The organism is Rhodococcus sp. DMU2021 (assembly GCF_019641445.1).
Taxonomy (GTDB): domain Bacteria; phylum Actinomycetota; class Actinomycetes; order Mycobacteriales; family Mycobacteriaceae; genus Rhodococcus; species Rhodococcus pyridinivorans.
Genome location: NZ_JAIFKB010000014.1, coordinates 1 through 25,980 on the forward strand (window position 1 = coordinate 1; position 25,980 = coordinate 25,980).

The following is a 25,980-nucleotide window of genomic DNA, read 5'->3' on the forward strand; positions in this document are numbered from 1 at the left end:
GTCAGAAGAGCCGTGAGCCAGACCCGCCCACCAGACCCATCCTGCGCCCACCGAGCCGAGACCGTCACGCCCATCAAGGAGTCAGACCAACCGGTCCACGAGATCCATAGTGAAGAGCCGGTTACATGTGAGTGAGGCCCCAGCCCAGCCCCTCATATCGTCTAACGAAATGAGCCAACTCGGGTCGGACAGAGCAGACTGGGACAGGGCCATCGGTGGACCCCTTTCCTCGATGTGTGCTTGGCCGTACACACCGAAGATCCCGCCGATGGCCCTCTCTACGTCGGAGCCGCGCCGTTCGGTCCCAAATCCCACCACTTCACGGGACGCCTACGCTTCTGCCTGTCGTACCACCGACCTCTGTACGCCAGCAATAAGTACGAAAGCTGCCAGACTAATCCATGCATAAGGGGCCAATGTTGCTGGCTTCATAGTGAAGAGCGCGACTGAAATGGTCCCTATACAAAAGAAATATACCCAAGACGTACTGTGCAATCTCCGCAGCCCCACAATCCTTGGGCGCCACGCACTGATATAGAGACGTGTAAGACTCAACATTGCAAGTATTATAGATACGGCGACGGGGAACTCATAGTCTCCTCCTTTCCCGATAATTGGTAAGAAAAGGTAGACGATTGCTCCGCCACCTGCTGTTACCGCGAGAAGTACTGGAGTGGTGAATAACAATGCTCGAGCAGGGGTTATCTGGTTGGACATTAACCTGTTTGAGAAAAATCCGAGAGCCGCGCTGGCTACGAGAAATCCCATATCGGCTACGGTGGAAGCGACTGCAAACGCGGCAATTGCTGAGGTGTCGATATTTAATCCAATTATGTAACGAACCAAAAATAGAATCAGCCATGGTCCCACTTGGACCGGTAACGTGTATATTCCCTCTCGATATGAGAGATGCGGATCAAGATCATCTACCGGTATCATTTCTTTGGAGGGAAGAATGGCCCGCGATAGTACGCACGCGATTGCTGCGCCAGCTGCCCACCATGCGAGCACTGAAGTCACTGATGCCGTTTCAGAGATCCAGATCGGCACTAAAGGTACGGCTCCGCATGCGTTTACAAGAAATAGCATGCCTGATGCAGTAGTTCGGTAACCGAGACCGAGAGCGGTCTGAGAGTATAAAGTTGCGATGCTTGTTGCCGCTGAGATTACGACTGCCAGAATAGCGGGGAGAACATAACCTTCGGGACCGCTCAAGGGATGCGCTATTAGAAGTACGATTACGAATGTGGGAAGAGTCGTGAGCGCGTTCACTACGAGCGCTGTCCGTGTCAATGTGCGGAGCGACTTGGAGCCTGCTGCGCGTGCAACTCGTTGGTATTGAACTGACATGCCGAGGGACATTAGGAGGGGGACAACGCTTGTGAGCGTGGCAAAGATGTTTATACGCCCATAATCATCCGGGGTTAGGAATTGAACGAGAACAACAAATCGGAGGGCGGTTATGACTGCAAGGGCGGCCGACATTACCATCGACAGCACCATCGGTAGTCTACCGCGCTCAAGAGCACCCGGCAGTGTCGCCGTCACGAGGCGCTCCTAGCTATCTTTAACGCCAACGCGGGATCGGCTTCTATTTTCCTGATTCTGGAGGGAGATCGCTCATTTTCTGTGCCCAGTGAATTAATGCTAATTGGCTTAATCAATAATATGCGAGATAAATCCCCCGCACTGCTGTGTAGCTGAATCTTAAGATTTTCATTCAACATTATTAAATCTTCTTGTTAGCCGAAATTAGCGACGCCTCATAGCCCTTGCAGACGAGGTCCCACGTGTATTCTTCGGCTTGGCGGTCCAGTGCGTTTGTTCGTAGATTCTCCTGTAGGTTGCGGTCGTCAAGTACCCGTCGCAAAGAATAGATAATCTGCTCCGGCGAGGGGGCGACATACTCTCCTGCTATGCCCAGAACTTCCCGGTTGAACGGAGTGTCTCGAGCGACAATCGGTGCCCCACATGCCATGGCTTGTACAAGTGCGGGGTTTGTTCCGCCGACGCTGTGGCCATGAAAATAAACGCCGGCATGCTGCCACAGCGAGAACAATTTTGTATCGTCGCTCACGTGGCCTAACCAATGGATTCGCGATGATTCTTGAGCCAGTCGTTTGGCTTTCTCGTCCAGCGCGCCGCCATATCCGGATGAGCCAACAATTACAACGTCTCGGTCTTTCGCAAGGTGTTTGGCTGCGTCGAAGAATTCTTCGACCGAATTTTCAGGTACAAATCTTGCAACTATGAGTGCGTACGTACCAGGAATGAGTCCCTCTACCGGCTTAAGTGCGCCGGGGCGCGAGCCTCCATAGGGAATAAAGTCACCGTGACGGTTGAATTCGTCTTCCCAACGTTGTCCGATGGCTCGAGAATCTACTACGATCCTGTCTGCGAACTTTGCGGTTAGACGAGCGCCCACTTTGAACGCGGCCTTCGCTTTCTTTCCCCACTTCGCGCGCTCCCACTCAATCCCGTCGACGTTAACCACGGTAGGGATTCCGCGAGCCTTGAGTATAGGGAGCCAATAGCCGTTCGCCACGTTCATAATCAGCGCGACGTCCGGCTTCTTGGAGGACGCATGAAGGCTGGACGATAGGCCATAGGAGAGGGTGCTGAGCGACTTCGACTCGATACCTTTCGTGACGACAGTTCTTACGGTCGGATCAAGCTCTGGATCGTCGGTCTTGGTGGCTCCGTCCCGACCATAGACGGTAACGTCCCATCCTTGGCTCGACAAATAAGGAGCCAGATGCCTGATGAGGGTTTCAAAGCCGCCATAGTAGCTGGGATATCCTCGAGTTCCGATAATGGCTACCGACTTTTTCATTTTTTTCCTTAATATTCGCCCGACTAAATCTTGTTGGCTTGTCTGCGTAACTAGTGGACGGTCATTCGCATGTTGGCGTATCGTTGTTCACAGTGGGAGCATCAATGAGCGGCTGTATAGGTATGCGTGGTTCACCGACGATAGTGGGTTCGGTGAGCTCGTAGACAATTTCGACCGCTTCCCCTTGGGGGATTGCGGTTTGCACATTGAACATCGGGTGCCCGCGCTCGACGGAAGTGTACGCGAATGCTGAGGCTCCGTTAACCGTAGCTTTTTCCAGCTGTGCAGCCTGTGTTGCGAGCAAGCCCACGTCGGTAAGATTCGTGCCGGCAGGGGCGCCGACGGGATTGTCGAACATGCCGGCTACATAGTTGGTGTAATCGCCCTCTGGTAGTGAGTTTGTCAAACGCACAGTCACCTTTGCTGCGCGTGTGTCTCCGTCACATGGCCCCGCCATATACTCGATCTCGCGCTCCAAGTAGTAGTCGAGCTTGTTCCCGCCGAGGTTGTTGATCACCACGTGCGCATATGGAGCGGAGTCATCGGGAACCACGTGGCCGAGCGGTGTCGTGGCCAGAACGTCCTGCTCTTCAGGGACGGAGCTCCATACGGCAAGTCGGCCCTCACTCGCGGCGCGCCCCAGCGCCTCGAGCAATGCCTGAGGCTTGGAAATGCTGCCGGTCAGCTTCTTCACCACGGTTTGCGCAACTGTTTCCAGATATGCCTTACGTGCCCTCTGATCGTCTCCGAAGCGGGCGTACGCCGTGGATTCGGTCAGTTCCACCACGTTTTCCGCGGTGATCTTCTCTCCGCCAGGGAGCGTGACGTCACCGACCGCCTCGAGGACGTAGCTCAACGCCACCGGATCGGTCGCGATCGCACCGTCCACGCGCTGTCCTGTCTCCTGCTGCCACATCGACTGCCAAATCTGGCCCGCGTACGGGAAGTGCGGACTCACATTGCTGTTGCGGAAGTCCTGGGTGGGGCGGCTATGACCGTATGCGCGCTGAAAATCGGGGCCGAGGTCGATCGGGTCGTAGTCGAATCGGAATTCCCGATTGCTCGTGACGTCATCGACGGAGACTGCTCCGTCATTTGCTCGAATCACAGTGAAGCCGCCGAGCAGTCCACCCGTACCGCGTGCCTCTGCGTTCGTCTGGAAACCGACGAAATAGCTGCGCGGACCGTCTGCTCCGAGCATCGCCGGCGCGATCTGTGCCGCGAGCGAGGTGTTGTTCAGCAGGCCGGATAACTCGGCCACCTGCTCCTGCAGGTCGACTCGCGCGTCGTCGATCAGACCGAGCCACGTGCTGTCAACGTTCTGGGCCTGCTCGTCGAGGTCGCTGATCGCCGCGGAGGTCGTCTCGAGGACTGGCGCGGCATCGCGGAGAGCGGCGAGATTGATGCGTGCGCCGTCCAAAATCAACTGATCGGGAGACACGGCGCTACCTGCGTCGACCGCGGGGAGGAGAACCTGCTCTGTGAGACCACTCACAATGGTGGTCATCTGGCGGGTGGAATCGAACGGGCTTCCCAAGAATGGAACGGCACCGGCAACACGCCACGGCACCGAGTCGATCGAACCCTGGGCATCCTGCGCATAACGATCAGCGTCGCCCGCGACGATGCGTGCCCTGTCGGTATCGCCTGCGAGCAGTGCGTCTTTCGCCTGCATCGCGAAGTCCTGCGCCTTCTCGAGGTCCGATTTCGCCTGCAGGCCTTCGTAACCGAGCCAGCCGATGAATCCGACGACGACGAGTGCGGCTACGCCGCAGCCGATCTGCACGCGCCGGCGCTTGCTACGCTGAGCTGCGACCTCCTCGTCGGACAAGCGCCTGCGCACCCTGCGTCGACGCGGTTCGGGCGAGTCTGACTCACCGGTAACATCGTTCACGCCGCTTGTGCCCCCTTCGTGGTTTCCGTCGAGACGATAACCCGATTTCGATCTGGCCGACCGTTCAAGTGGTGGGTAACCGTGACTGTAAGTAAACTTCTGCACGGATCGTGACCGCGGAGTTGGGAGGCTCTGTCCACGATCGCATGACGGGGAGGATTCTGCACTCCTGCGTCCTGTATTTGTCGGGTGAGGCGAGGGGAGCGTGGTGCATCTATTTCCGCTGTCCCCGAGTCAGCGGGGCCTGTGGTTCGCGCAGCAACTGAATCCCGACATACCGTTCACCACGGCTCAGTACGTCGAGTTCCATGGCGATCTCGACGTGGACCTGGCCCGAAATGCCTGCGAGCAAGCTGCGCGCGACGTCGAATCGGGCACACTGGTGCTGGTCGAGCAGGACGGCGAGCCGTTCCAGCAGGTGGTCCTCGATATCGAGGACTCTCCCGGTTATCTCGATCTACGGTCCGAGAAGGATCCAGAAGCTGCAGCTCATCGCTGGATGGCGGAGCAGTACACGAAGCCTCTCGACCTGTTGAACGACCGGCTCATCGCCACCACCGTGCTGCGCATCGCGGACGACCGCTATTTCTTGTCGAGCTACGTCCACCACATCGCCCTCGACGGGCAGGGCGCGGTCAACATGCTCAACCGCGCCGCCGAGCTGTATTCGGCGTGGGTCTCCGGCTCCGAGGCGCCGCCGCTCGAGGCGATGCCGATTGCGGACATTCTCGATGTCGAGGCCGCCTATGTGGGTTCGAAGCGTCAGGACACCGACCGCCAGCACTGGCTCGAGCGCCTCGCCGACCTGCCCGAATCCGTGTCGTTCGCCGATCACGAAGCACCTCTCGGGGTGCCGGCACGTCGAGCGAACTCCGAACTCGACGCCGACACTGCGGCCGCGGTCTCGGCGCTCGCCCACGACGCGAACTCCACCGACGTGCCGATCGTCCTCGCAGCGTTCGGCGCGTTCCTCGCCCGGACGACGGGTGTGGTCGACCTCGTGCTCAGCCTGCCCGTCTCGGCGCGCACCACTGCCGCGCTTCGTCGGTCCGCAGGTGTTCTCGCCAACGTCGTGCCGTTGCGCCTGTGCGTGGATCCGGCAACCACACCCGTCGAGCTCATCCGCGACGTGCAGGTGGAACTGAGCAGCACCCTTCGCCACCAGCGGTATCGGTACGAAGACATGCTCGCGGATCTGCGCAGCCTCGGCCGCTCCCGCGACGAGGCGGCGAGCCCGTTCGGTCCCACCGTCAACTTGATGATGTTCCATCCCGAGATCGCGTTCGGCGACGTGACGGGGGAGTACCACCACCAGTCCAGCGGCCCGATCGACGATCTCGCCGTCAACGTCTACCCGGGCGTCGCCGGCCGCACGATGCGCGTCGATTTCGAGGCCAACCCCAATCTCTACAGCGACGAGCACCTCTCGTTGCTGCACAGCCGTTTCCGCGGATTCCTGAAGGAATTCGTGCAGAACGCGGGCGTCGCAGTGGGCGATCTCGCCCTCGCCGACCCGGCCGAACTCGACGGTCTGGCTCCCGCCCGCGGACGCACCGCGCCCGAGCCCGAACTGTTGCCCGACGTTCTTACCCGCCACGCCGCGAGCGACGCCGTCGCCGTGGTGGACGGAAACGGCAGCATCACCTACCGCGAGCTCGACGCTCGCTCCGATGCGCTCGCTCACGCGCTGGCTGTGGCCGGTGCCGGACCCGAAGAGCGCGTCGCGGTGCTGCTGCCTCGCTCGATCGATTCGGTGGTCGCATTGTGGGCCGTCGCCAAGACCGGTTCCGCCTACACCCCGCTCGACCCCGAACTTCCCGCCCGCCGCCTCGAGCAGGTGCTGCGCGACGTGCGGATCGCCGTCGCCCACGACCATCCGGCGCTGCCCGAGCACGTCACCCGCCTCGCGCCGCGAGCCGACGGATCCGGCGAGACCTTCGCTGCCGAGCATCGCCTGCGGCCGCTGCACGTCGACAACACGGCGTGGGTCATTCACACGTCCGGTTCCACCGGCACCCCGAAAGCCGTCGCGGTCGGTCACCGTGGTGTGTCGGCGCTCGTGTCGACGCTGCGCGAGCGCTACCGCGCCGACGAGACGTCGCGCGTGCTGCACCTCGCGTCGCCGTCCTTCGACGCGTCGCTGCAGGAACTGCTCCTGGCCTTCGACTCCGGCGCCACCCTTGTGATCTGTCCGCCCGACGCCGTCGGCGGACCGGCGCTGGCAACCCTGCTGCGCAGCGAAGCCGTCACCCATGCCATCACCGCACCGGCGATCCTCGCCGTCACCCCCGACGACGGCCTGCCCGACCTGCAGGTCCTCGACGCCGGTGGCGAAGCGCTTCCGCAGGCCGTGGCCGACCGCTGGTCCACCGGCCGCACGATGCTCAACGCCTACGGTCCCACCGAGACCACGATCCTCGCGACCCTCAGCGAGCCGCTGCAGCCCGGCGCGGGCGTGCCGATCGGCCGGCCGATCGACGGCATGACTGCCGTCGTCCTCGACGCCCGCCTGCATCCCGTGCCCGCGGGCGTGATCGGCGAGCTGTATCTCGGGGGACCGGGCGTCGCGCGCGGTTACCTCGGCGCACCGGCCCTCACCGCCGAACGCTTCGTCGCCTCACCGTTCGGTGGGCGCATGTATCGCACGGGCGACCGCGCCCGCTGGACCACCGACGGCCACCTCGAATTCCTCGGCCGCGCCGACCAGCAGGTGAAGATCCGCGGTTACCGCATCGAACTCGGCGAGATCGAAGCGGCGCTCGTCTCCTTCGACGAGGTGCAGGCCGCGACCGTCACCGTCCACGGCGAGCACATCGCCGCCTACGTCGTGGGCGACGTGGACCCCGCCGACCTCACCGTCCGTCTCGCCGACGAACTGCCCACCTATCTGCGTCCGTCGTCGATCACCGTGCTCGAGACGCTGCCCCTCACGCCCGGTGGCAAGGTCGATCGACGTGCGCTGCCCGCACCCGAGCGTGCCGTGGCCGTCGGATCGCGGCCGCCCAACGGCCCGACCGAGAAGATCGTCGCGGAGCTGTTCGCCGAACTCACCGGCATCGACGACATCGGTGCTGACGACGACTTCTTCGCGCTCGGCGGTCATTCGCTCGGCGCCGCGCAGCTCGCTGCCCGTCTCGGTGCCGCACTGGGCCGCGACGTGCAGTTGCGCGACGTGTTCGCCCACCCGACCGTCGCCCGACTGGCGGTCGCCGCGGCGAAGCGACCGGAATCGGAATCGCGCCCCGTCGCCACCCCCGACACCGGACCGTCGCCGCTCGCTCCCGCGCAGCGCCGACTGTTCCTGCTCGCCCGCGCGCACGGCGACCCGGCCGCCTACCACCTGCCGTTCGCGCTGCACCTCGACGGCGCCCTCGACCTGCCGGCGCTGCGGGCCGCGGTGATGGACGTCCTCGACCGGCACGAAACCCTCCGCACGCTGTTCCGCCTCGAGCTCGACGGCCCGGTGCAGGACGTGCTGCCGCTCGAGCGTGCCGTCGCCGGCCTCGCTCTCGAACCCGAAGCGGCCGACGGCGACGTCGAAGCGCTCATCACCGAGTGGGCGGCCGAACCGTTCGACCTCACCGCGCAGATCCCGTTCCGCATCCGCCTGCTGCGACTCGCCGACGACAAGCACGTGCTCGCCGTCGTCGCCCACCACATCGCGCTCGACGGTGCGTCGTTCGTGCCGCTCACCGCCGACGTCGCCACCGCCTACCTCGCCCGCACGACCGGGGAGGCGCCCGCGTGGACGCCGCTGCCGCTGCACTACCGGCACTACGCGCAGTGGCACCTCGACCGCCTCGGTGATCCGGCGGCACCCGACACCCGCGCCGGTCGCGAGATCGACTACTGGACACGCACACTCGACGGCCTCGCCGACGCGGCGCCGCTGTCCACCGACCGTCCCCGCAACGGCGGCTTCGGTCCCGCTGCGGCCGTGGACTTCGCGGTGCCGGCCGAGCAGGTCGCGGCCCTGCGGTCCGTTGCCGCCGCGCACGACGCCACCACCTTCATGGCCGTGCACGCCGCCGTCGCGGTGTGGCTGGCGGCCTGGACCTCCGGGCACGACATCGCCATCGGCACCGGAACGGCAGGTCGCGACCACCCCGACCTCGACGCGCTCGTCGGCATGTTCGTCGGCACCGTCACCCTGCGGACGAATGTCGACCCGGCCGAGCCGTTCACGGCGCTGCTCGCGCAGGCCCGCGACACCGACCTCGACGCCTTCGCGCACGCCACCGTGCCGTTCGACTACGTCGTCGACGCCCTCGGTTTCTCGCCCTTCCACGTGATGCTCGCCTACGACAACGTGGACGTGCCCGACCTCGAACTACCCGGCCTCACCGTGCGGCCTCAGGAGATCGCCTCGGCGCAGGCACGATTCGACGTCGAGATCTCGCTGCGCGAACTGCGCGACGGATCGCTCACCGGCCGCCTCGTCTACGACACGAAACTGTTCGACGACGACACCATTGCCCGCTGGGTGACCCGCCTGAGCGGAGTGCTCGAGCAGGTCGCGCAGCATCCGTCGCTGCCCGTCGGCGATCTCGACCTCGGCACCCTCTCCGTCGAACCGGCCGAACCCGGGCCGGAAGCGACCTTCGCCGAGATCATCGACCGGTCGCCGGCCTGCGTCGCCGAACCCGGGGGACAGGCCGTCGAGATCCGCACGGCGGCACGCCCGCTCGCGTGGACGCTGATCGAGCGGGGCATCGGGACGGAAGACCGGGTGGCCGTCGTGCTCTCGCGGTCGACGCGGTCGGTGCTCGCCGCCGCGGCCGTGGCGCTGAGCGGCGCGGCCTTCGTGCCCGTCGACCCCAACCAGCCCGCCGCACGCATCGCTCAGCTGCTCGGCGCATCCGGCGCGCGGTACGCGATTGTCGACGGCGACGTCGCGCTGCCAGACGGGGTCGAGCCGATCGCCTTCGCCGTCGAGGGCGACACCCGCCCGATCACCAACGCCGATCGCGTGCGGCCGCTGCACGTCGACAACACGGCCTACGTCGTCTACACCTCGGGATCCACCGGCCGGCCCAAGGGTGTGGTGGTCGCGCATCGCGGACTCGGCCCGCTCGCGCAGTCGTTCGTCGAGCGCTTCGACCTGCCCACCGCCGTTGCCACCACCACGGACACCGCAACCGACGCACGGGTGCTGCACTTCGCCACCCCTGCCTTCGACGGCGCGGTGCTCGAATACGTCCTGGCGCTCACCTCCGGCGGCACGCTGGTGGTCGCGCCCGCCGACGTGTTCGGTGGCGACGAACTGGTGGAACTGCTTCGCGCCGAAGGCATCACCCACTGGTTCTCGACGCCCTCGGTGCCCACCCAGCTCGACCCCACCGGACTCGACGCCCTGCGCACCATCGCGATCGGCGGCGAAGCGTGGCCGGTCGAGACCGCCGAACGCTGGGCACGCGGCCGCACCCTGCTCAACGTCTACGGCCCCACCGAGACGACGGTGCTAGCCACGTCGAGCGAACCCTTCGCACCCGGCGACCGGCTCACCATCGGCACCGGCCTCGTCGGCGTCACCGCGGTGGTGCTCAGCGAACGCCTGCGGCCCGTGCCCGAAGGTGTGACCGGCGAGCTGTATCTCGGGGGACAGGGCGTCGCCCGCGGCTATCTCGACGCTCCCGCGCTCACCGCCGACCGGTTCGTCGCGAACCCGTTCAGCACCGGGCGCCTCTACCGCACAGGCGATCTCGTGCGCTGGACGGGACACGACGACGACCGCGCGCTCGAATTCGTCGGCCGCAGCGACCATCAGGTCAAGATCCGCGGCTTCCGCATCGAACTCGGCGAGATCGACGCGACCCTGCAGACCCACCCGGGCATCGGCACCGCCGTGACCGTGGTGCGCGGCGACACCCTCGCCACCTACGTGCACAGCCGCAACGGCCGCCTCGACCCGCACGAGATCCGCGAGTGGGCCGCCCAGCGGCTGCCCCGGCACATGGTGCCCGCGATCGTCACCGTGCTCGACGCGTTCCCGCTCACCAGCACCGGCAAGATCGACCGCGCCGCGCTGCCCGAGCCTGAGGTCACCGCGACTCGCACCGACGGATACCGCAGCGCCACCGAAGAACTCGTCGCCGGTGTCGTCGCCGACCTGCTCGACCTGCCGAGCGTCGCCGGATCCGACGACTTCTTCGCCGTCGGCGGCAATTCACTGCTCGCAACCCAGCTCGCCGCGCGCCTGCGGGGAGTCGCCGGTCGCCGGGTGGGTGTGCGCGACATCTTCGAGCACCCCACCGTCGCCGAACTCGCGAACCTGCTCGCCGAGGAACCCATCGGCGAGCACCTGCCGCTCGTGCACATCGACGACGACAGCGACGCGCCGCTCGCCCCCGCGCAGCAACGCATGTGGCTGCTCAACCGGTTCGACGTGGCCGACGGCATCGACGGCGGCGACCACATCGCCTTCGCGCTCGATCTCGACGCCGACACCGACCTCGACGCCGTACGTGCGGCCGCCGCCACCGTGCTGTCTCGCCACGACTCGCTGCGCACGGTCTTTCCCGACAGCCCGTCCGGCCCACGCCAGCACGTGCTGTCGTCGGTGACGCTCGACCTCGAGCCCGTCGACGCCGGCACCGATCTCGATGCGGAGCTGACCGAATTCGCTCGCGCGCGTTTCGATCTCACCGTCGACCCGCCGATCCGCACCCGGCTGTATCGGACAAACTCCGGCTACGTGCTCGCCGTGGTGATCGACCACATCGCCGCCGACGGCTTGTCGCTGCTGCCGCTCGGCCGCGACGCCGTCGCCGCTTACCGTGCCCACCGCGACGGGGAGACTCCGGAGCTGCCGGCACCGTCGGTCACCTACCGCGACTACGCGCGCTGGCACCGGGCCGTGCTCGGCGACGAGAACGACCCCGACAGCCTCGCGGCACGGCAGCTCGCCTTCTGGAAGCAGACCCTCGACGACGCGTCGCCGCTGCTCGCGCTGCCCACCGACCGTCCCCGCAGCGCGGCGACCACCGGTACCGCGGGTCGCGCGAGTTTCACGATCCCCGCCGAACTGCACGCCGCGATCGACAAGCTCGCCCGCGCCCACGACGTCACGCCGTTCATGGTGATGCACGCGGCCTTCGCGACACTGCTGTCGGCGCTCGCCGCCACCGACGACGTCACCATCGGCACGCCCGTCTCCGGACGCAGCGACGCCGCGGTCGACGACGTGGTGGGCATGTTCGTCGGCACCGTGCCGCTGCGGTTGCGGGTGCATCCGCGCCGCACCTTCGCGGACCTGCTCGCCGACACCCGTCGCGCCGACCTCGACGCCTTCGCCCACGCCGACGTGCCGTTCGATCGCATCGTCGACGCGGTGGGGGCCGGCACCGACGCGCACCACCCGTTGTTCCAGGTCATCCTGGCGTACGAGTCGTTCTCGCTCGACGAGTTCACGCTGCCCGGCAGCTCCACGACGATCCGCGAGATCCCGGTGGGCACGGCCCGCGTCGACCTCGAACTGACCGTCCGCGAACGCCGTTCCGAGACCGGTGTACCCGCCGGTTTGGAAACGGTCCTCACGTACGCGGACGAACTTTTGGATTCGCACACGATTGTGCAGTGGCAGTCGTGGTTCGTGCGTATCCTCGATGCCGTTACCGCCGACCCGGCAGTGCCGGTCGGCGGTATCGAGTTGGGCGACGCCGACCTCACCCCCGTCGGCGTCGCGCAACAACTTTCGGCAGAGTCGCTGCCCGAGCTGGTCGCGCAGCGCGTGGCCGACGATCCGGCGGCCGTCGCCGTGGTGGGGGACGGGTACTCCCTCAGCTACGGCGCGCTGTGGTCGCGTTCGGGCGCGCTTGCCAAACTCCTCCGCGAACGCGGCGTCACCGCCGAGGACGTCGTCGCCGTCGCACTGCCGCGCACCCCCGACCTCGTCGTCGCGATCCTCGCCGTCTCCCGCGCCGGTGGCATCTACCTGCCCGTCGACGTCACGCATCCCGCGACGCGCCTGCAGGCCCTGTTCGACGACGCGCAGCCCTCGCTGGTCGTCACCGACAGCGACTTCACCGACGTCCGTGTGTCGACGCTGCGACTCGACGACCCGGAGGTCGCCGGCCGCCTCGACGACGGGGCCCTGTTCGACTTCCCGCTCGTCGCGGATCTCGGCGCCTACATCGTCTACACCTCCGGTTCCACCGGAACCCCCAAGGGCGTGCAGGTGACGCACCGCAACGTGCTGTCGCTGCTCGCCGCGACCGTCGACGAATTCGGGCTGCGCGCCGACGACGTGTGGACGATGTTCCACTCGCCGGCCTTCGACTTCTCCGTGTGGGAGATGTGGGCACCGCTCGCCACCGGCGCTTCCGTGGTGGTGATCGACCACCTCACCGTGCGCGACCCGGCCGCCTTCGTGGACGTGCTCACCAGCAACCGGGTGACGGTGCTCAACCAGACCCCCACGGCCTTCTACCAGCTCGCCGCCACCGATCACGCGCCGCTCGAAGACCTGCGGCTGGTGATCTTCGGCGGCGAAGCCCTCGACCCGGAGCGCGTGCGCCCGTGGGCTGCAAGCCATCCGCATGTGCGGACGACCAACATGTTCGGCATCACCGAGACCACCGTGCACGTGACCTTCGGAGACGCCACCGCGACCGGCATCGGAGCGCCGCTGCCCGGTCTCGCCGTGGATGTGCTCGACTCGTCGCTGCGACCCGCACTGCCCGGTGCGATCGGCGAACTGTACGTGCGCGGAGACCAACTCGCGCGCGGCTACCGCGGACGCCCCGGCCAGACCGCGACCCGCTTCGTCGCCGCTCCCGGTGGCACCCGCCGCTACCGCACCGGCGACCTCGGCCGCCGCGACACCAGCGGTGCCCTGCACTATCTCGGTCGCGCCGACCAGCAGATCGAACTGCGCGGCTACCGCATCGAACCCGGCGAGATCGAAGCCGCCCTGCTGCGCAGCAAGGGCGTGCGTCAGGCCGTCGTGCTGCTGCGCGACGACCGCCTCGTCGCCTATCTCGTCGGCGGCGACGCCACCGCGGCCCTGTGCGACCTGCGACGTAGCCTGCCCGACTACCTCGTCCCGTCGGCCGCCGTGGCTCTCGACGCGCTGCCGCTCACCGCCAACGGCAAGCTCGACCGCGCCGCGCTGCCCACCCCCGACGTCACGGCCGATGGGGGAGCGGCACCGCACGGACCGGTCGAGGAACTCGTCGCGGACGTGTGCGCCGAACTGCTCGGCATCACCTCCGGCACCCTCGGCGCCGACGACGACTTCTTCCACCTCGGCGGCAACTCACTGCTCGCCACGCGCCTCGCCGGTCGCCTGTCGGACGTGCTCGACGCCGACGTCACCGTGAGAGACATCTTCGAGAACCGGACCATTACAGCCCTAACTTCACACATAACCAGTGGAAGCGATAAGCCCTCTCGCCGTGCGCGTCTCGTCGCCGACCCCGACGCACCCGCCCCGTTGTCGGCGGCGCAGCAGCGCCTGTGGTTCATCAACCGCTTCGACCCGGCCTCCCCGAGCTACAACCTGCCCTTCGTGGTGCGGCTCGACGGGAACCTCGACGTCGATGCCCTCACCGCCGCCGTGGCCGACGTGCTCGAACGGCACCGCACGCTGCGCACCGTCTACCCGGCCGCCGGCGAGTACACCGTGCTGCCCCCGGCACGCCCCGATCTCGACCCGGTGGCCGTGCCGGAGGACGCCCTCGACGAATTCGTCCGCGACTACGCCACCACCGGATTCGACCTCACCGTCGAACCCCCGGCCCGCATGCGCCTGTACCGGACGGCACCGGATCGGCACGTGCTGCTCGTCGTCCTGCACCACATCGCAGCCGACGGCTGGTCGCTCACGCCGCTGCTGCGCGACATCGCCGTCGCCTACGACGCCCGCCTCACCGGCGCGACCCCCGAACTGCCGGAACTGCCCGTCCAGTACACCGACTACGCGCGGTGGCAGCGCAGCGTCGCCGACGAACAGATCCCGTACTGGCTGGGCGAACTCGCCGACCTGCCCGACGAGGTGACCCTGCCCGGCGACCGGCCACGCCCCGCACAGCCCACCGGACACGGTGCCGCCCAAACCATCTCGCTCGACGCCGACCTCGTCCGAGGTTTGCACACGCTGGCACGTGAGGGTCGCGCGACGGTGTTCATGGTGCTGCACGCCGCGCTCGCGGCGCTGCTCGCGCGGCACGGTGCCGGTCGCGACATCCCCATCGGCACCGCCGTCTCCGGTCGCGGCGACCCGCAGCTCGACGACGTCGTCGGCATGTTCGCCGGCACCCTCGTGCTGCGCACCGACGTCGACCCCGACGCCACCTTCACCGAGCTGCTCGCGCAGGTGCACCGCCGCGACCTCGCCGCCTACGGCAACCCGGACGCACCGTTCGAGACGCTCGTCGAGAAGCTGCAGCCCGCCCGCAGCGAAGCACGGCACCCGCTGTTCCAGGTGGCGCTGTCGCAGGCACGACCCGTCGCGTCGACCTTCGCGCTGCCCGGCCTGAACGTCACCGCCGCGCCTGTCGACACCGAAACGGTCAACGTCGACGTGCAGGTCACCGTCACCGAGCAGCAGGACGGCATCGACCTCGAATTCTTCTACAGCACAGACCTGTACGACGCCGACACCGTCGCCGGCTACGCCGACCGCCTGCGAACGATCCTGAGCGCGGCCGTCGCCGATCCGGACGTGCGGGTCGGGGAGATCGACCTGCACGGCGACGCCGGCCTGCCTATTGTCGGCGCTGTGCCGGGCGCACCCCGGTCGCTGCGCCAGTGGCTCGCGCAGGGCGCGGCTGCCGGCGGCGAGGAACTCGCGATCGTCGACGACGACCGCGAACTGTCGTATCCCGAACTGCTCTACTATTCCGACGCTCTCGCCGCGCGTCTCCAGCTCGCCGGGGTGCGCCCGGGCGACCCGGTCGCATGCGCCTACCCGCGCTCGCTCGAATCGGTGCTCGCCGTGTGGGGCATCATCGGCGCCGGCGCCGCACCGATGCTCGTCGACCCCACCGCCCCCACCACGCGTCTGGGCGAGATGCTCGCCGACGTGCACGTGGGAGTCGGTGAAGCGCCGACACTTCCGGCGACCGTGCGGTGGCTCGAGGTGACCTCCGACGACGAGGAGCCGCTCGCCGACGTCGTCGATCCCGCACCCGACGCCCCCGCCTACTTCGTCTTCACCTCCGGCACCACCGGACACCCCAAGGCCGTCACCGTCACCCAGCGCGCCGCGAGCGCGTTCGCCGAGGACATCGGCGAATACCTCGCAGCCTTCCCGGGCGATCGCGTCCTGCACGTCGCGGCACCGTCGTTCGATGCCGCGATGCTCGAGATGCTCACCGCCGGCATCTCCGGCGCGACGCTCGTGGTGGCCGACGCCGACAGCTACGGTGGCGCTGCCCTCGGCGACCTGCTCGACAGTGCCGCGATCACCCACGCGGTGATGACGCCGTCGACGCTCGCGACCGTGCCGGTGCGCGACCTGCCGGCCCTGCGCACCCTCGTGCTCGGCGGCGACCGGCTCACCCGCGAGATCGTCGACCGCTGGGGAGACGGGCGCACCCTCGTCAACAGCTACGGCCCGGCCGAGGCCACGATGTTCGTCACCAACTCGCAGCCGCTGCGACCCGGCGACGACATCGTCATCGGCACCCCGGTCCGCGGCGTCACCGTCGAGGTCCTCGACGAGCGACTGCGTCCCGTGCCCGCCGGCGTGGTCGGCGAACTGTACGTCTCGGGACCGCGACTCGCGTCGGGCTACCGGGATGCCGCCGCGCGCACCGCGGCGCGGTTCGTCGCCGGACCCGACGGCCGCCGCTACCGCACCGGCGACCTCGTGCGCTGGACCCGCACCGGCGCCCTCGAATTCGTCGGCCGCAGTGACAACCAGATCAAGCTGCGCGGCGTGCGCATCGAACCCGGCGAGATCGACACCGCTCTCACCGCTCTCGACGGCGTGGACCGGGCCGTGACCCTCGTGCGCAGCGGCCGCCTCATCTCCTACGTCACCGGTGAGAACCTCGACGACTCCGACCTGCGAGCCCAGCTGCGCACCGTCCTGCCCGCGCACCTCGTGCCCACCGCGATCGTGCCGCTCGCCGCGATCCCGCTCACCTCCCACGGCAAGGTCGACGCCGCCGCCCTGCCCGAACCCGCAGCCGGGGAAGGCAGCGAACCGCGCACCGAGACCGAAGCACTCGTCGCCCGCATCATCGGCGACGTCCTCGGCGACGGCACCGCGGTGGGACGCACCGACGACTTCTTCGCCGTCGGCGGCAACTCGCTGCTCGCCACCGTCCTCGTCGGACGCCTGCGCGACGAGACCGGCACCGACGTGCCGCTGCGCACGGTATTCGCGAACCCCACCGTCGACGCGCTCGCCACCGCCCTCGACGCCGGTGGTTTCGACACCGATGCCGGACCCGTCGCCGTGTCGCCGCGCCCGGAGCGAATTCCGCTCAGCCGCGCCCAGCGTCGCCTGTGGGGGCTGAGTTCGCTTGCCCCCGATGCCTACCGGCTGCGCAGCGAGGTCAACCTGAGCGGACCGCTCGACCTCGGTGCCCTGCAGGCCGCGCTCGGCGACGTCGCGCTGCGCCACGAGATCCTGCGCACCGACTACATCGTCGACGGCGACGGCGTGTACCAGCAGGTCCACGAAGCGCCGCGCAGCGACCGGTGGCGTGTGCGACTCGAACGCACCGGCCCCGACCAGCACGTGCTGCACCTCGACGTCGACCATTCGATCGCCGACGGCACGTCGCTGCGGCCGCTGCTGCGCGACCTCACCATCGCCTACCTCGCCCGCGTGAACGGTGCGGCCCCGCAGTGGGAACCGCTGCCGCTGCAGTACGCCGACTACGCCCTGTGGGAAGCCGAACGCGGGATCCCCGAACGCGACCTCGAGCACTGGCGACGCGCCCTCGACGGACTCACCGTCACCGAACTGCCCGCCGACGCCACCGGAACCGACACCGGTGCGCGCAGCGTCGACTTCACCGTGCCCGCCGATGTACGCGACGCGCTCGCCGACCTCGCCCGCGCACACGGCGCCACCGAGTTCATGGTGCTGCACGCCGCGCTGTCGGTGCTGCTCGCGCGACTCGGCGGCAGCGACGACATCGCCGTCGCCGCCGTGGTGGGCGGACGCCGCTGGGCGCAGCTCGAAGACCTCGTCGGCCCGTTCCTCGACACCCTCGTGCTGCGCGCCCGCGTGGCCCCCGACATGTCGTTCGCCGGACTGCTCGGCCAGGTCCGCGACTTCGACGTCGCCGCCTTCGACCACGTCGCCGTGCCCTACGAGCAACTGCTGTCGGAGCGGCAGAGCGGCGCACCGCAGGTCGCGTTGGCGTTGCAGGACTTCGGCTTCGACCCGATCACCCTCGGGGAGCTCACCGTCGAGGCCCGCGAAGTCCTCGACGACACAACGAAGTTCGATCTGCAGTTCACGCTGGCCCCACGTCCCGACGGTTACACCGGCACGCTCGTGTTCGACGCCTCCCGCTTCGCCGGCCGCACCGCCGAACTGCTCGTCAGCCGTTTCGTCGCGCTGCTCGGCAGCCTGGCGAGCGCGCCCGACAGTGTTGTCGGCGAACTGGCGGTCGACACCCCGGCTCCCGCCCTCGACGGTGGCGAACCGGCCCCGGCACACACACTCGCCGAGATGTTGCGCGCCACCGCCGCCGCGCATCCCGACCGGGAAGCCCTGCGCGGCGACGGCGAATCGCTCACCTACCGCGAACTCGACGCACAGTCCGACGCCCTCGCCGAGGAGTTGCGGGCCGACGGCGCGCGGGACGGGAAGATCGTGCGCATCGACGCACCGCGCAGCGTCGACTACATCCGCACCCTGTGGGCCATCACCAAGACCGGTGCGGCCTTCACACATTCGCGACAGGCAGGGGAGACGTGCCTGCCCGGCACCGCCTACGTCGTGTCCACCTCCGGCTCCACCGGCACCCCGAAGCGGGTCGCGGTGACGCACCGCGGACTCGCCCCGCTCGCCGCCGAAGCGGCCGAGCGTTACCGGGTCGAGCCCGGAGACCGCGTGCTGCACGGCTATTCACCCGAGTTCGACGCGGCACTGCTCGAACTGCTGCTCGCCCACACCACCGGTGCGACGCTCGTCGTCGCACCCCCGGACGTCTACGCCGGTCAGGACCTGCACCGCTACCTCGCCGAACAGCGCATCACCCATTACCTGTCGACCCCCACGGTGCTCGGCACCCTCGATCCCGAGGGACTGCCCGACCTGAAGGTCGTCGCCTCCGGAGGAGAATCCCTGTCGTCGTCGCTCGCCGCGCGCTGGGCCGACGGCCGCGTGATGCTCGACGCGTACGGACCGACCGAGGCCACGATCGTCGCGACCCTCGTCGACATCGAACCCGGCACCCGCCCGAGCATCGGCAAGCCCGTGCCCGGCACCGTCGCCCACGTGCTCGACGCGCGCTTGCGTCCCGTGCCCGCCGGAGGCGTCGGCGAGTTGTATCTCGCGGGTGAAGGCCTCGCCGCCGGATATCTCGACGACCCCGCGCGCACCGCCGAACGCTTCGTCGCCGCTCCCGGCGGTGCCCGCAGGTACCGCACGGGCGACCGCGTCCACCGCCGCGTCGACGACTCCCTCGGCTATCTCGGCCGCACCGATCGCCAGCTCAAGGTGCGCGGCGTGCGCATCGAACCCGGCGAACTCGAAGCCACGCTGCTCGCCCAGCCCGGTATCCGGCAGGCAGCGGTGGTCGCGGTGAGTGGCACGCTCGTCGCGTTCGCGGCCGGACCGGATCTGTCGGCCGACGACATCACCGCGCGACTCGCGCTCGTCGTGCCGCCGCACCGCATGCCGACCCGCGTGCACGCGCTCGACCAGCTGCCCCTCACGTCCAACGGCAAGCTCGACGTCGCAGCGCTCGAACTGCACGACGCCGCCGCACTCGACGACGACGCGGCCCTCGACCGGCCGCTCACCGATGCCGAGGATCTCGTCGTCACCGTCGCCGAGGACGTGCTCGGTGCCCGCCCGGCCGCGCACCGCGGGTTCTTCACCGCCGGCGGCGATTCGCTGTCGGCCGTCGTCTTCGCCGCGCGGCTGAGCGAGGCGTTCGGCACCGACGTGCCGGTGCGCGAGGTGCTCGCCGCCCCCACCCTGGCCGCGCTTGCCGCCCGCATCGAATCCGGCGACGACCAGCGCGTCGCGCTGCGGCACTACGACGACGACACCCCGGCACCGATCGCCCCCGCGCAACGTCGCCTCGGCATCGTCGCGCGGGCCGAGACCGGCACCGCCGGCTATCTCGTGCCGGTCGTGCTGACGCTGAGCGGCGACCTCGACGTCGACGCCCTCACCGCCGCGGTGAGCGATGTCGTCGACCGCCATCGCGTGCTGCGCACCGCCTTCACCGACGACGTGCAGGTACCCGTCGACCCGCCGGTGCTCGAACACTCCGCGCCGGAGGACGTCGCCGCGGCCGTGACCGCCACGATCACCACGCCCTTCGACATCACGATGCAGGCCCCGATGCGGATCCGGTTGTTCGACGTCGAACCCGGCCGCTGGGTGCTCGCCGCCGCCGTGCACCACATCGCGTTCGACGGCGCGTCCGTCGGACCGCTGCTCACCGATCTCGCCGTCGCCTACGCCGCGCGTCGCGGGGCAGAAGCGCCGGTCTTCGAGTCGCTGCCCGTCACCTACGGCGACTACGCGCGCTGGCAGCACGAACTGCTCGGCGACCCCACCGATCCGGGCTCGCTCGCCGCCCGCCAACTCGACTACTGGACAACCACACTCGCCGGCCTGCCCGACAGCCCGCTGCCGCTGCCCGCCGACCGGCCGCGCCCCGCGCAGCCGACCCACCGTGGCGCGCAGATCGTCTCGACCCTCGACACCGAGACCCACCGACGCCTCCGGGACGTCGCGCGCAGCCACGACGTCACCGTGTTCATGCTCGTCCACGCGGTGCTCGCCGCGATGCTCGCGCGTCGCAGCGGACGCACCGACATCGCCGTGGGCGCGGCGATGGCGGGTCGCACGGATGCCCGCCTCGACCGGCTCGTGGGCATGTTCGTCGGCACCGTCGTGCTGCGCACCGCCGTCGACCCGTCGCGTCCGTTCACCGACCTGCTGCGCGACGTGCGGGCCACCGATCTCGGTGCGCTCGCGCACGCCGACGTGCCGTTCGACGAGGTCGTCGCCCGCCTCGCGCCGCGGCGCGACCCGTCGTACAGCCCGCTCTTCCAGGTGTTGCTCACGCACCGCGTCGAGGCCGGCGAGGTGCTGCCGCAACTGCCGGACGTGCAGATCGCCGAGACCGACGCCGGGGAACCCGCCGCGCAGTTCGACGTGGTCGTCGAACTCGTCGAGCGCGAGGCCGGACTCGACCTGCGCCTGGTCTATGCGACGGATCTGTTCGACGACACTACCGGCGACGCGATGCTCACCGACCTCGTGGCGATGCTCGCCGCCGCCCTCGCCGAACCCGACCGCGCCGTCGGCGATCTCGCCGTGCCGGTGCCCGCACCGCTGTCGGCTCCCGCCGTCGCACCGCGCACCCTGCCCGAGATCTTCGCGACCGCCGTCGAGCAGCATCGCGGACGCATCGCGGTGCGCTCCGGCACCGTCGCCTGGACGTACGGCGGACTCGACGCCCGCGCCGACGAGATCGCCTCCGTGCTCGCCTCCCACGGCGTGCGACGCGGAGACCTCGTCGCGATCGCCGTGCCGCGCAGCGAGTACTGGCCGCTCGCCGTCTGGGCGATCACGAAACTCGGTGCGGCATGGGTGTCCGTCGACCTCACCCAGCCCGACGCGCGCAGTGTCGCGATCCTCGCCGACTCCGGTGCTCGCATCGGCCTGACCGTCGGCTACCGCGAACTCGGCCACGTGACGTGGCTCGACCTCACCGCCGATCGCAGCATCGACTTCGACGCCGTCGAACCCCCGCGTCCCGCAGTGACATCCGGCGACCTCGCCTACACGATCTACACGTCCGGCACCACAGGCACACCGAAGGGCGTCGACGTTACCCACCGTGGGCTCGCGGCGCTGCTCGACGTGCAGACCGCCCTGCTCGACCTCGGGCCGGAATCGCGCGTGCTGCAGGTCGCCTCGCACACCTTCGACGCCGCGGTCTTCGAACTGCTCTCCGCCCACGCGCACGGCGGTGCCCTTGTGATCGCCCCCGACCACACCTTCGCCGGGGAACCCCTGCAGGAGCTGATCGTCGACGAGCGCGTCACGCACCTCAACCTCACGCCCACCGTGCTCGGCACCCTCGACCCCGAGGCATTCGAGCCGACGACGATCGTCGCCGCGGGTGAGACCCTGCCCGGTGCACTGGTGGGCCGCTGGTCGCGGCACCGGATCGTCAACGGCTACGGACCCACCGAATTCACCGTCGCCGTCTCGTATTCCGCGCCGCTCACCGATGACGAGAAGCCGAGCATCGGCACGCCTGTCGCGGGAGCCACCGCCTACGTGCTCGACTCGCGTCTGCACCCCGTGCCGCGCGGCACCGTCGGCGAGCTCTACGTGACCGGTGACAGCACCGCCCGCGGCTACCGCTACGAATCCGGCCTCACCGCAACGCGATTCGTCGCGAACCCGTTCGGCGACGACGGGTCGCGGCTGTACCGCACGGGCGACCTGGTTCGGATCCTGCCGAACGGGGTACTGGATCACGTGGCCCGCATCGACGACCAGGTGAAGATCCACGGCATCCGCGTCGAACCCGCCGAGGTCGACGCCGCGCTGCTGAACCGTCCGGGAGTCGCGGCGGCCGTGACCGTTCCGCATCCCGGACGTGACGGCGACACCGTGCTCGTCTCCTATATCCAGCCCGAGACCGGCACCGCACCCGACACGGCAGCATTGCGTCGCGCGCTCGTCGCCGACCTGCCGCGTCACCTGCGGCCGGTGAGCATCACCGTCGTCGACGCACTGCCGCTGATGGCATCCGGCAAGGTCGACCGTGCGGCGCTGCCCGCCCCCGACACCGCCGTCGACGAACCATATGTGGCGCCGCAGGGACGCATCGCGCAGACCGTCGCCGCGGTGTTCGCCCGCCACCTCGACCGGCCGATCGACGAGATCTCTGCTGACCGAAGCTTCTTCGACCTCGGTGGTAGTTCCATCGCGGCCGTCACCGTCGCCGGTGAACTGCGCGACGAGCTCGGCGCCGACGTTCCCGTCGAGTGGCTGTTCACCAGCCCGGATCTCGCGTCGCTCGCCGACCGCATCGACCACGGCCGCAGTAATGACGAACGCGACCCGCTCGGCAGCCTCGTCGAGATCGCCGGTCGCGGTGACGAGAAGCCGCCGTTGTTCTGCGTGCACCCCATCAGCGGACTCGCATGGATGTACGCCGGTTTCGCGCAGCATCTCGACGGCCGTACCCTCTACGGTCTCCAGGCAACGGGCTTCGACGACATTCCGGACAGCATCGGCGAACTCGCCGCGCGGTATGTGGCCGAAATCCGTAAGGTGAGGGCCGATGGTCCCTACCACCTGCTGGGCTGGTCGGTGGGCGGCACCATCGCACACGAGATGGCCGTGCAGCTCCGCGAGCACGGAGAGCAGGTCGGTGCGGTAGTGCTGCTCGACACGCTCACGCCCGAGACTGTGCCTGCCGAGCCCCACCCGACGGCAGAGAACGTACCCGACATCGCCGGGCTGCCCGAAGAACTCGTCGCCGAGGTCCGGCGCCGCACCGACGCCGCCGCGCAGGCCGTCGAAGACGCGGTGCGCCGACACACCCTCAGCGAATACGACGGCGACATCGACCTGGTGGTCGCCGAACCCGATCTCGACCGGCACCCAGATCTCGCCGCCACCTGGCAGCGATATGTGCGCGGTCTCGTCGTCGAACATCCGGTGCCGTTCACGCACTCGGAACTGGCCGATCCGGACGCGGTGCGTGCGATCGGCCCGGTGCTCGACAGCGTGCTCGAGCGCCACGACGACCCCCACACCGCGCCCGCCGGGTGCGCACGCAGTGTTACCGCAACGAGGGAGACGCCCTGATGGAAGTACATGATTACCTGCGAATTCTGCAGGCGAGGTGGAAGATCGTCGCCGTCACGACGGTGGTGGCGGTTCTTGCAGCCCTCGGCGCCTCCCTGCTGACCACGCCCCAGTACGAAGCCAAGACACGCCTGTTCGTGTCGACCTCGTCGGGCGCGTCGGTGCAGGAGATCTACCAGGGCAACCTGTTCTCGCAGCAGCGAGTCACCTCCTACACCGAACTGCTCGAGGGCACCACCCTCGCGCAGCGCACCCTCGACAAGCTCGGTCTCGGCGAGATGTCGGCCGTCGATCTCGCCGGCAAGGTGACCGCCTCGTCGACCCCCGACACGGTGCTCATCGACACCGCCGTCACCGACGAGTCGCCCGAGCGTGCCCGCGACCTCGCCAACGCACTGTCGGACGAGTTCGTCGTCATGGCACGCGAACTGGAGACCCCAGAGGACGGCGGCCCGCCGACCGCCCGCGTGGTGGTCGAGCAGTACGCGGCTACGCCGTCGGCGCCGGTGACGCCGAAGACCACACGGAACGTCGCGCTGGGTCTGGCCGTCGGTGTGCTGCTCGGCATCGCCCTCGCGGTGCTGCGCGATCGCCTCGACAACACCATCAAGGACCGCAACGCCGTCGAGGAGCTCGCCGGCACCGGTGTGGTGGGTGTGATCCCGCTCGAGAAGGCCCGGCAGGAGGAGCCGGCGATCGTGTTCGCGGACGCCAACAGCGGCGACGCCGAGGCCTACCGGGAGATGCGGACCAACCTGCAGTTCCTCGAGGTCGACAACCCGCCGCGCGCGATCGTTATCACCAGTTCCCTGCCCGGCGAGGGCAAGACCACCACGGCGGTCAACCTGGCCCTGGTGCTCGCCGAGGCCGGTCACTCCGTCGTGCTCGTCGAAGCCGACCTGCGCCGCCCGCGTGTGACCAAGTACCTCGGCACGCTCGGCGACGCCGGCCTGTCGAACGTGCTCGCACACACGGCTGCACTCGAGGACGTGCTCCAGCCGACGCGCTTCGACGGCATGTGGGTGCTCGCGGCCGGCGGTCTGCCGCCCAACCCGTCCGAGCTGCTCGGTTCCGCGCATGCGCGGGAGGTCATCGAGGACCTGCGGTCGCGCTTCGACTACGTCATCATCGACGCGCCGCCGCTGCTGCCCGTCACCGACGCGGCGATCCTCACGAACATCGCCGACGGTGCGCTGCTCATCGCGCGTTACGGCAAGACCACCCGCGAGCAGTTCGCGCGGGCCGTCGGCAACCTGCGGGCGGTCAACGCGCCCGTGCTGGGCACGATCCTGGCGCTGACCCCGACCAAGGGACGCGGCACGGCCTACGAATACCGCTACTACTACAGCTCCGACAAGGACGGTGCTGCTCCGGCAGCCGCCCAGACGAGCACGCCGGCGACGCAGCGTGTCGGAGCGCCGGCACCGACCGCACCGGCCGCCCAGCCGGCTGCGCAGGCTCAGACGACCGCGTCGGCACCCGTCGAGGGACCGGCCCGGCCGCAGAACGGTCAGCATCATGTCGAGCCGCCGGCCACGCAGGCCCACCCGGCGCCGAGCAACGACGCCTACCACTACCGCGCTGCGGAGCAGTTCCCGCCGGCGCCGCAGCCGGCATCGGAGCGATACGGCAGCGAGCCCTACCAGGCGCCGCAGGCGTACTCCGCCGCCGAGCTGCTGTCGCGACCCGTGGTGCACGCACCGCGACGCCCGGTGAACGACTCAGGCTCGGAGAGCGGCGAGGAGAGGTAGCAACAGATCGGCGATCTCGGATCCGACCGTGACGAACGTCTCCTCGTCTCGGCCGATCGGGTCGACGATGTCCTCCGGCCCGGGTGCAGACATCTGCGCCCGGGCCGTCGTCAGTTCTGCGATGGTCCGCGCACCGGTGGCGTTCTGCAGCCGGGCGGCCTCGCGCAGCGTGAACGTCACCCGCATCCTGCGCGGTGCGAGCTGGATGACCTTGGCGCGGTGCCGCTCGCTCATCGTGATGATCATGTCGGAGTCCTCCGCGATCGGCGGGGTGATCCGACGCGCAGCGAATCCGTCCGGATCGCCTCCGAGCTGCTGCAACACGAGTGCCGCGGTGGGTTCCATGCCGTAACCGACCATCGCCCGGGTGCCGGCGCTGTGCGCCGAAAGGTCCTCGCGACCGGCCTCGGCCGCGTATGCGGTGGTCAACCTCTCTGCGGTGGGTGATCGGCAGATGTTTCCGGTACACACATAGAGAATCCGCATTCGGCGATCCTATGGGAGACGCTATCCAGGC

Annotated in this window: 6 protein-coding genes; 2 read left to right on the forward strand and 4 right to left on the reverse strand. The window is 68.5% G+C overall.

Annotation, left to right across the window (positions count from 1 at the left end; translation table 11 throughout):
- Positions 1–330: 330 nt before the first annotated feature.
- The 3 genes from K3M35_RS18200 to K3M35_RS18210 form a co-directional block, all read right to left on the reverse strand.
- Positions 331–1,548, reverse strand: a complete 1,218-nt coding sequence (locus K3M35_RS18200; protein ID WP_220666840.1) for an oligosaccharide flippase family protein — start codon at positions 1,546–1,548, stop codon at positions 331–333.
- Positions 1,549–1,729: 181 nt separating this feature from the next.
- Positions 1,730–2,833, reverse strand: coding sequence for a glycosyltransferase (locus K3M35_RS18205; RefSeq protein WP_220666841.1), 1,104 nt, complete (start codon positions 2,831–2,833; stop codon positions 1,730–1,732).
- A gap of 61 nt (positions 2,834–2,894) precedes the next feature.
- Positions 2,895–4,676 (reverse strand): DUF4012 domain-containing protein, encoded by a 1,782-nt coding sequence (locus tag K3M35_RS18210; RefSeq protein WP_220666859.1) that lies wholly within the window; start codon positions 4,674–4,676, stop codon positions 2,895–2,897.
- Positions 4,677–4,932: 256 nt separating this feature from the next.
- Between K3M35_RS18210 and K3M35_RS18215 the strand changes: the two genes are divergently transcribed.
- A complete protein-coding gene (locus K3M35_RS18215; protein ID WP_308257086.1) occupies positions 4,933–23,712 on the forward strand; it encodes a non-ribosomal peptide synthetase in 18,780 nt (6,259 codons plus the stop codon).
- Positions 23,712–25,463 (forward strand): polysaccharide biosynthesis tyrosine autokinase, encoded by a 1,752-nt coding sequence (locus K3M35_RS18220; protein ID WP_220666842.1) that lies wholly within the window; start codon positions 23,712–23,714, stop codon positions 25,461–25,463. The genes K3M35_RS18215 and K3M35_RS18220 overlap by 1 nt, the downstream gene beginning before the upstream one ends.
- Here K3M35_RS18220 and K3M35_RS18225 read toward each other — a convergent pair.
- Positions 25,434–25,949 (reverse strand): low molecular weight phosphatase family protein, encoded by a 516-nt coding sequence (locus K3M35_RS18225; RefSeq protein WP_024101937.1) that lies wholly within the window; start codon positions 25,947–25,949, stop codon positions 25,434–25,436. The two genes, K3M35_RS18220 and K3M35_RS18225, sit on opposite strands and share 30 nt — an antisense overlap.
- Positions 25,950–25,980: the final 31 nt, after the last annotated feature.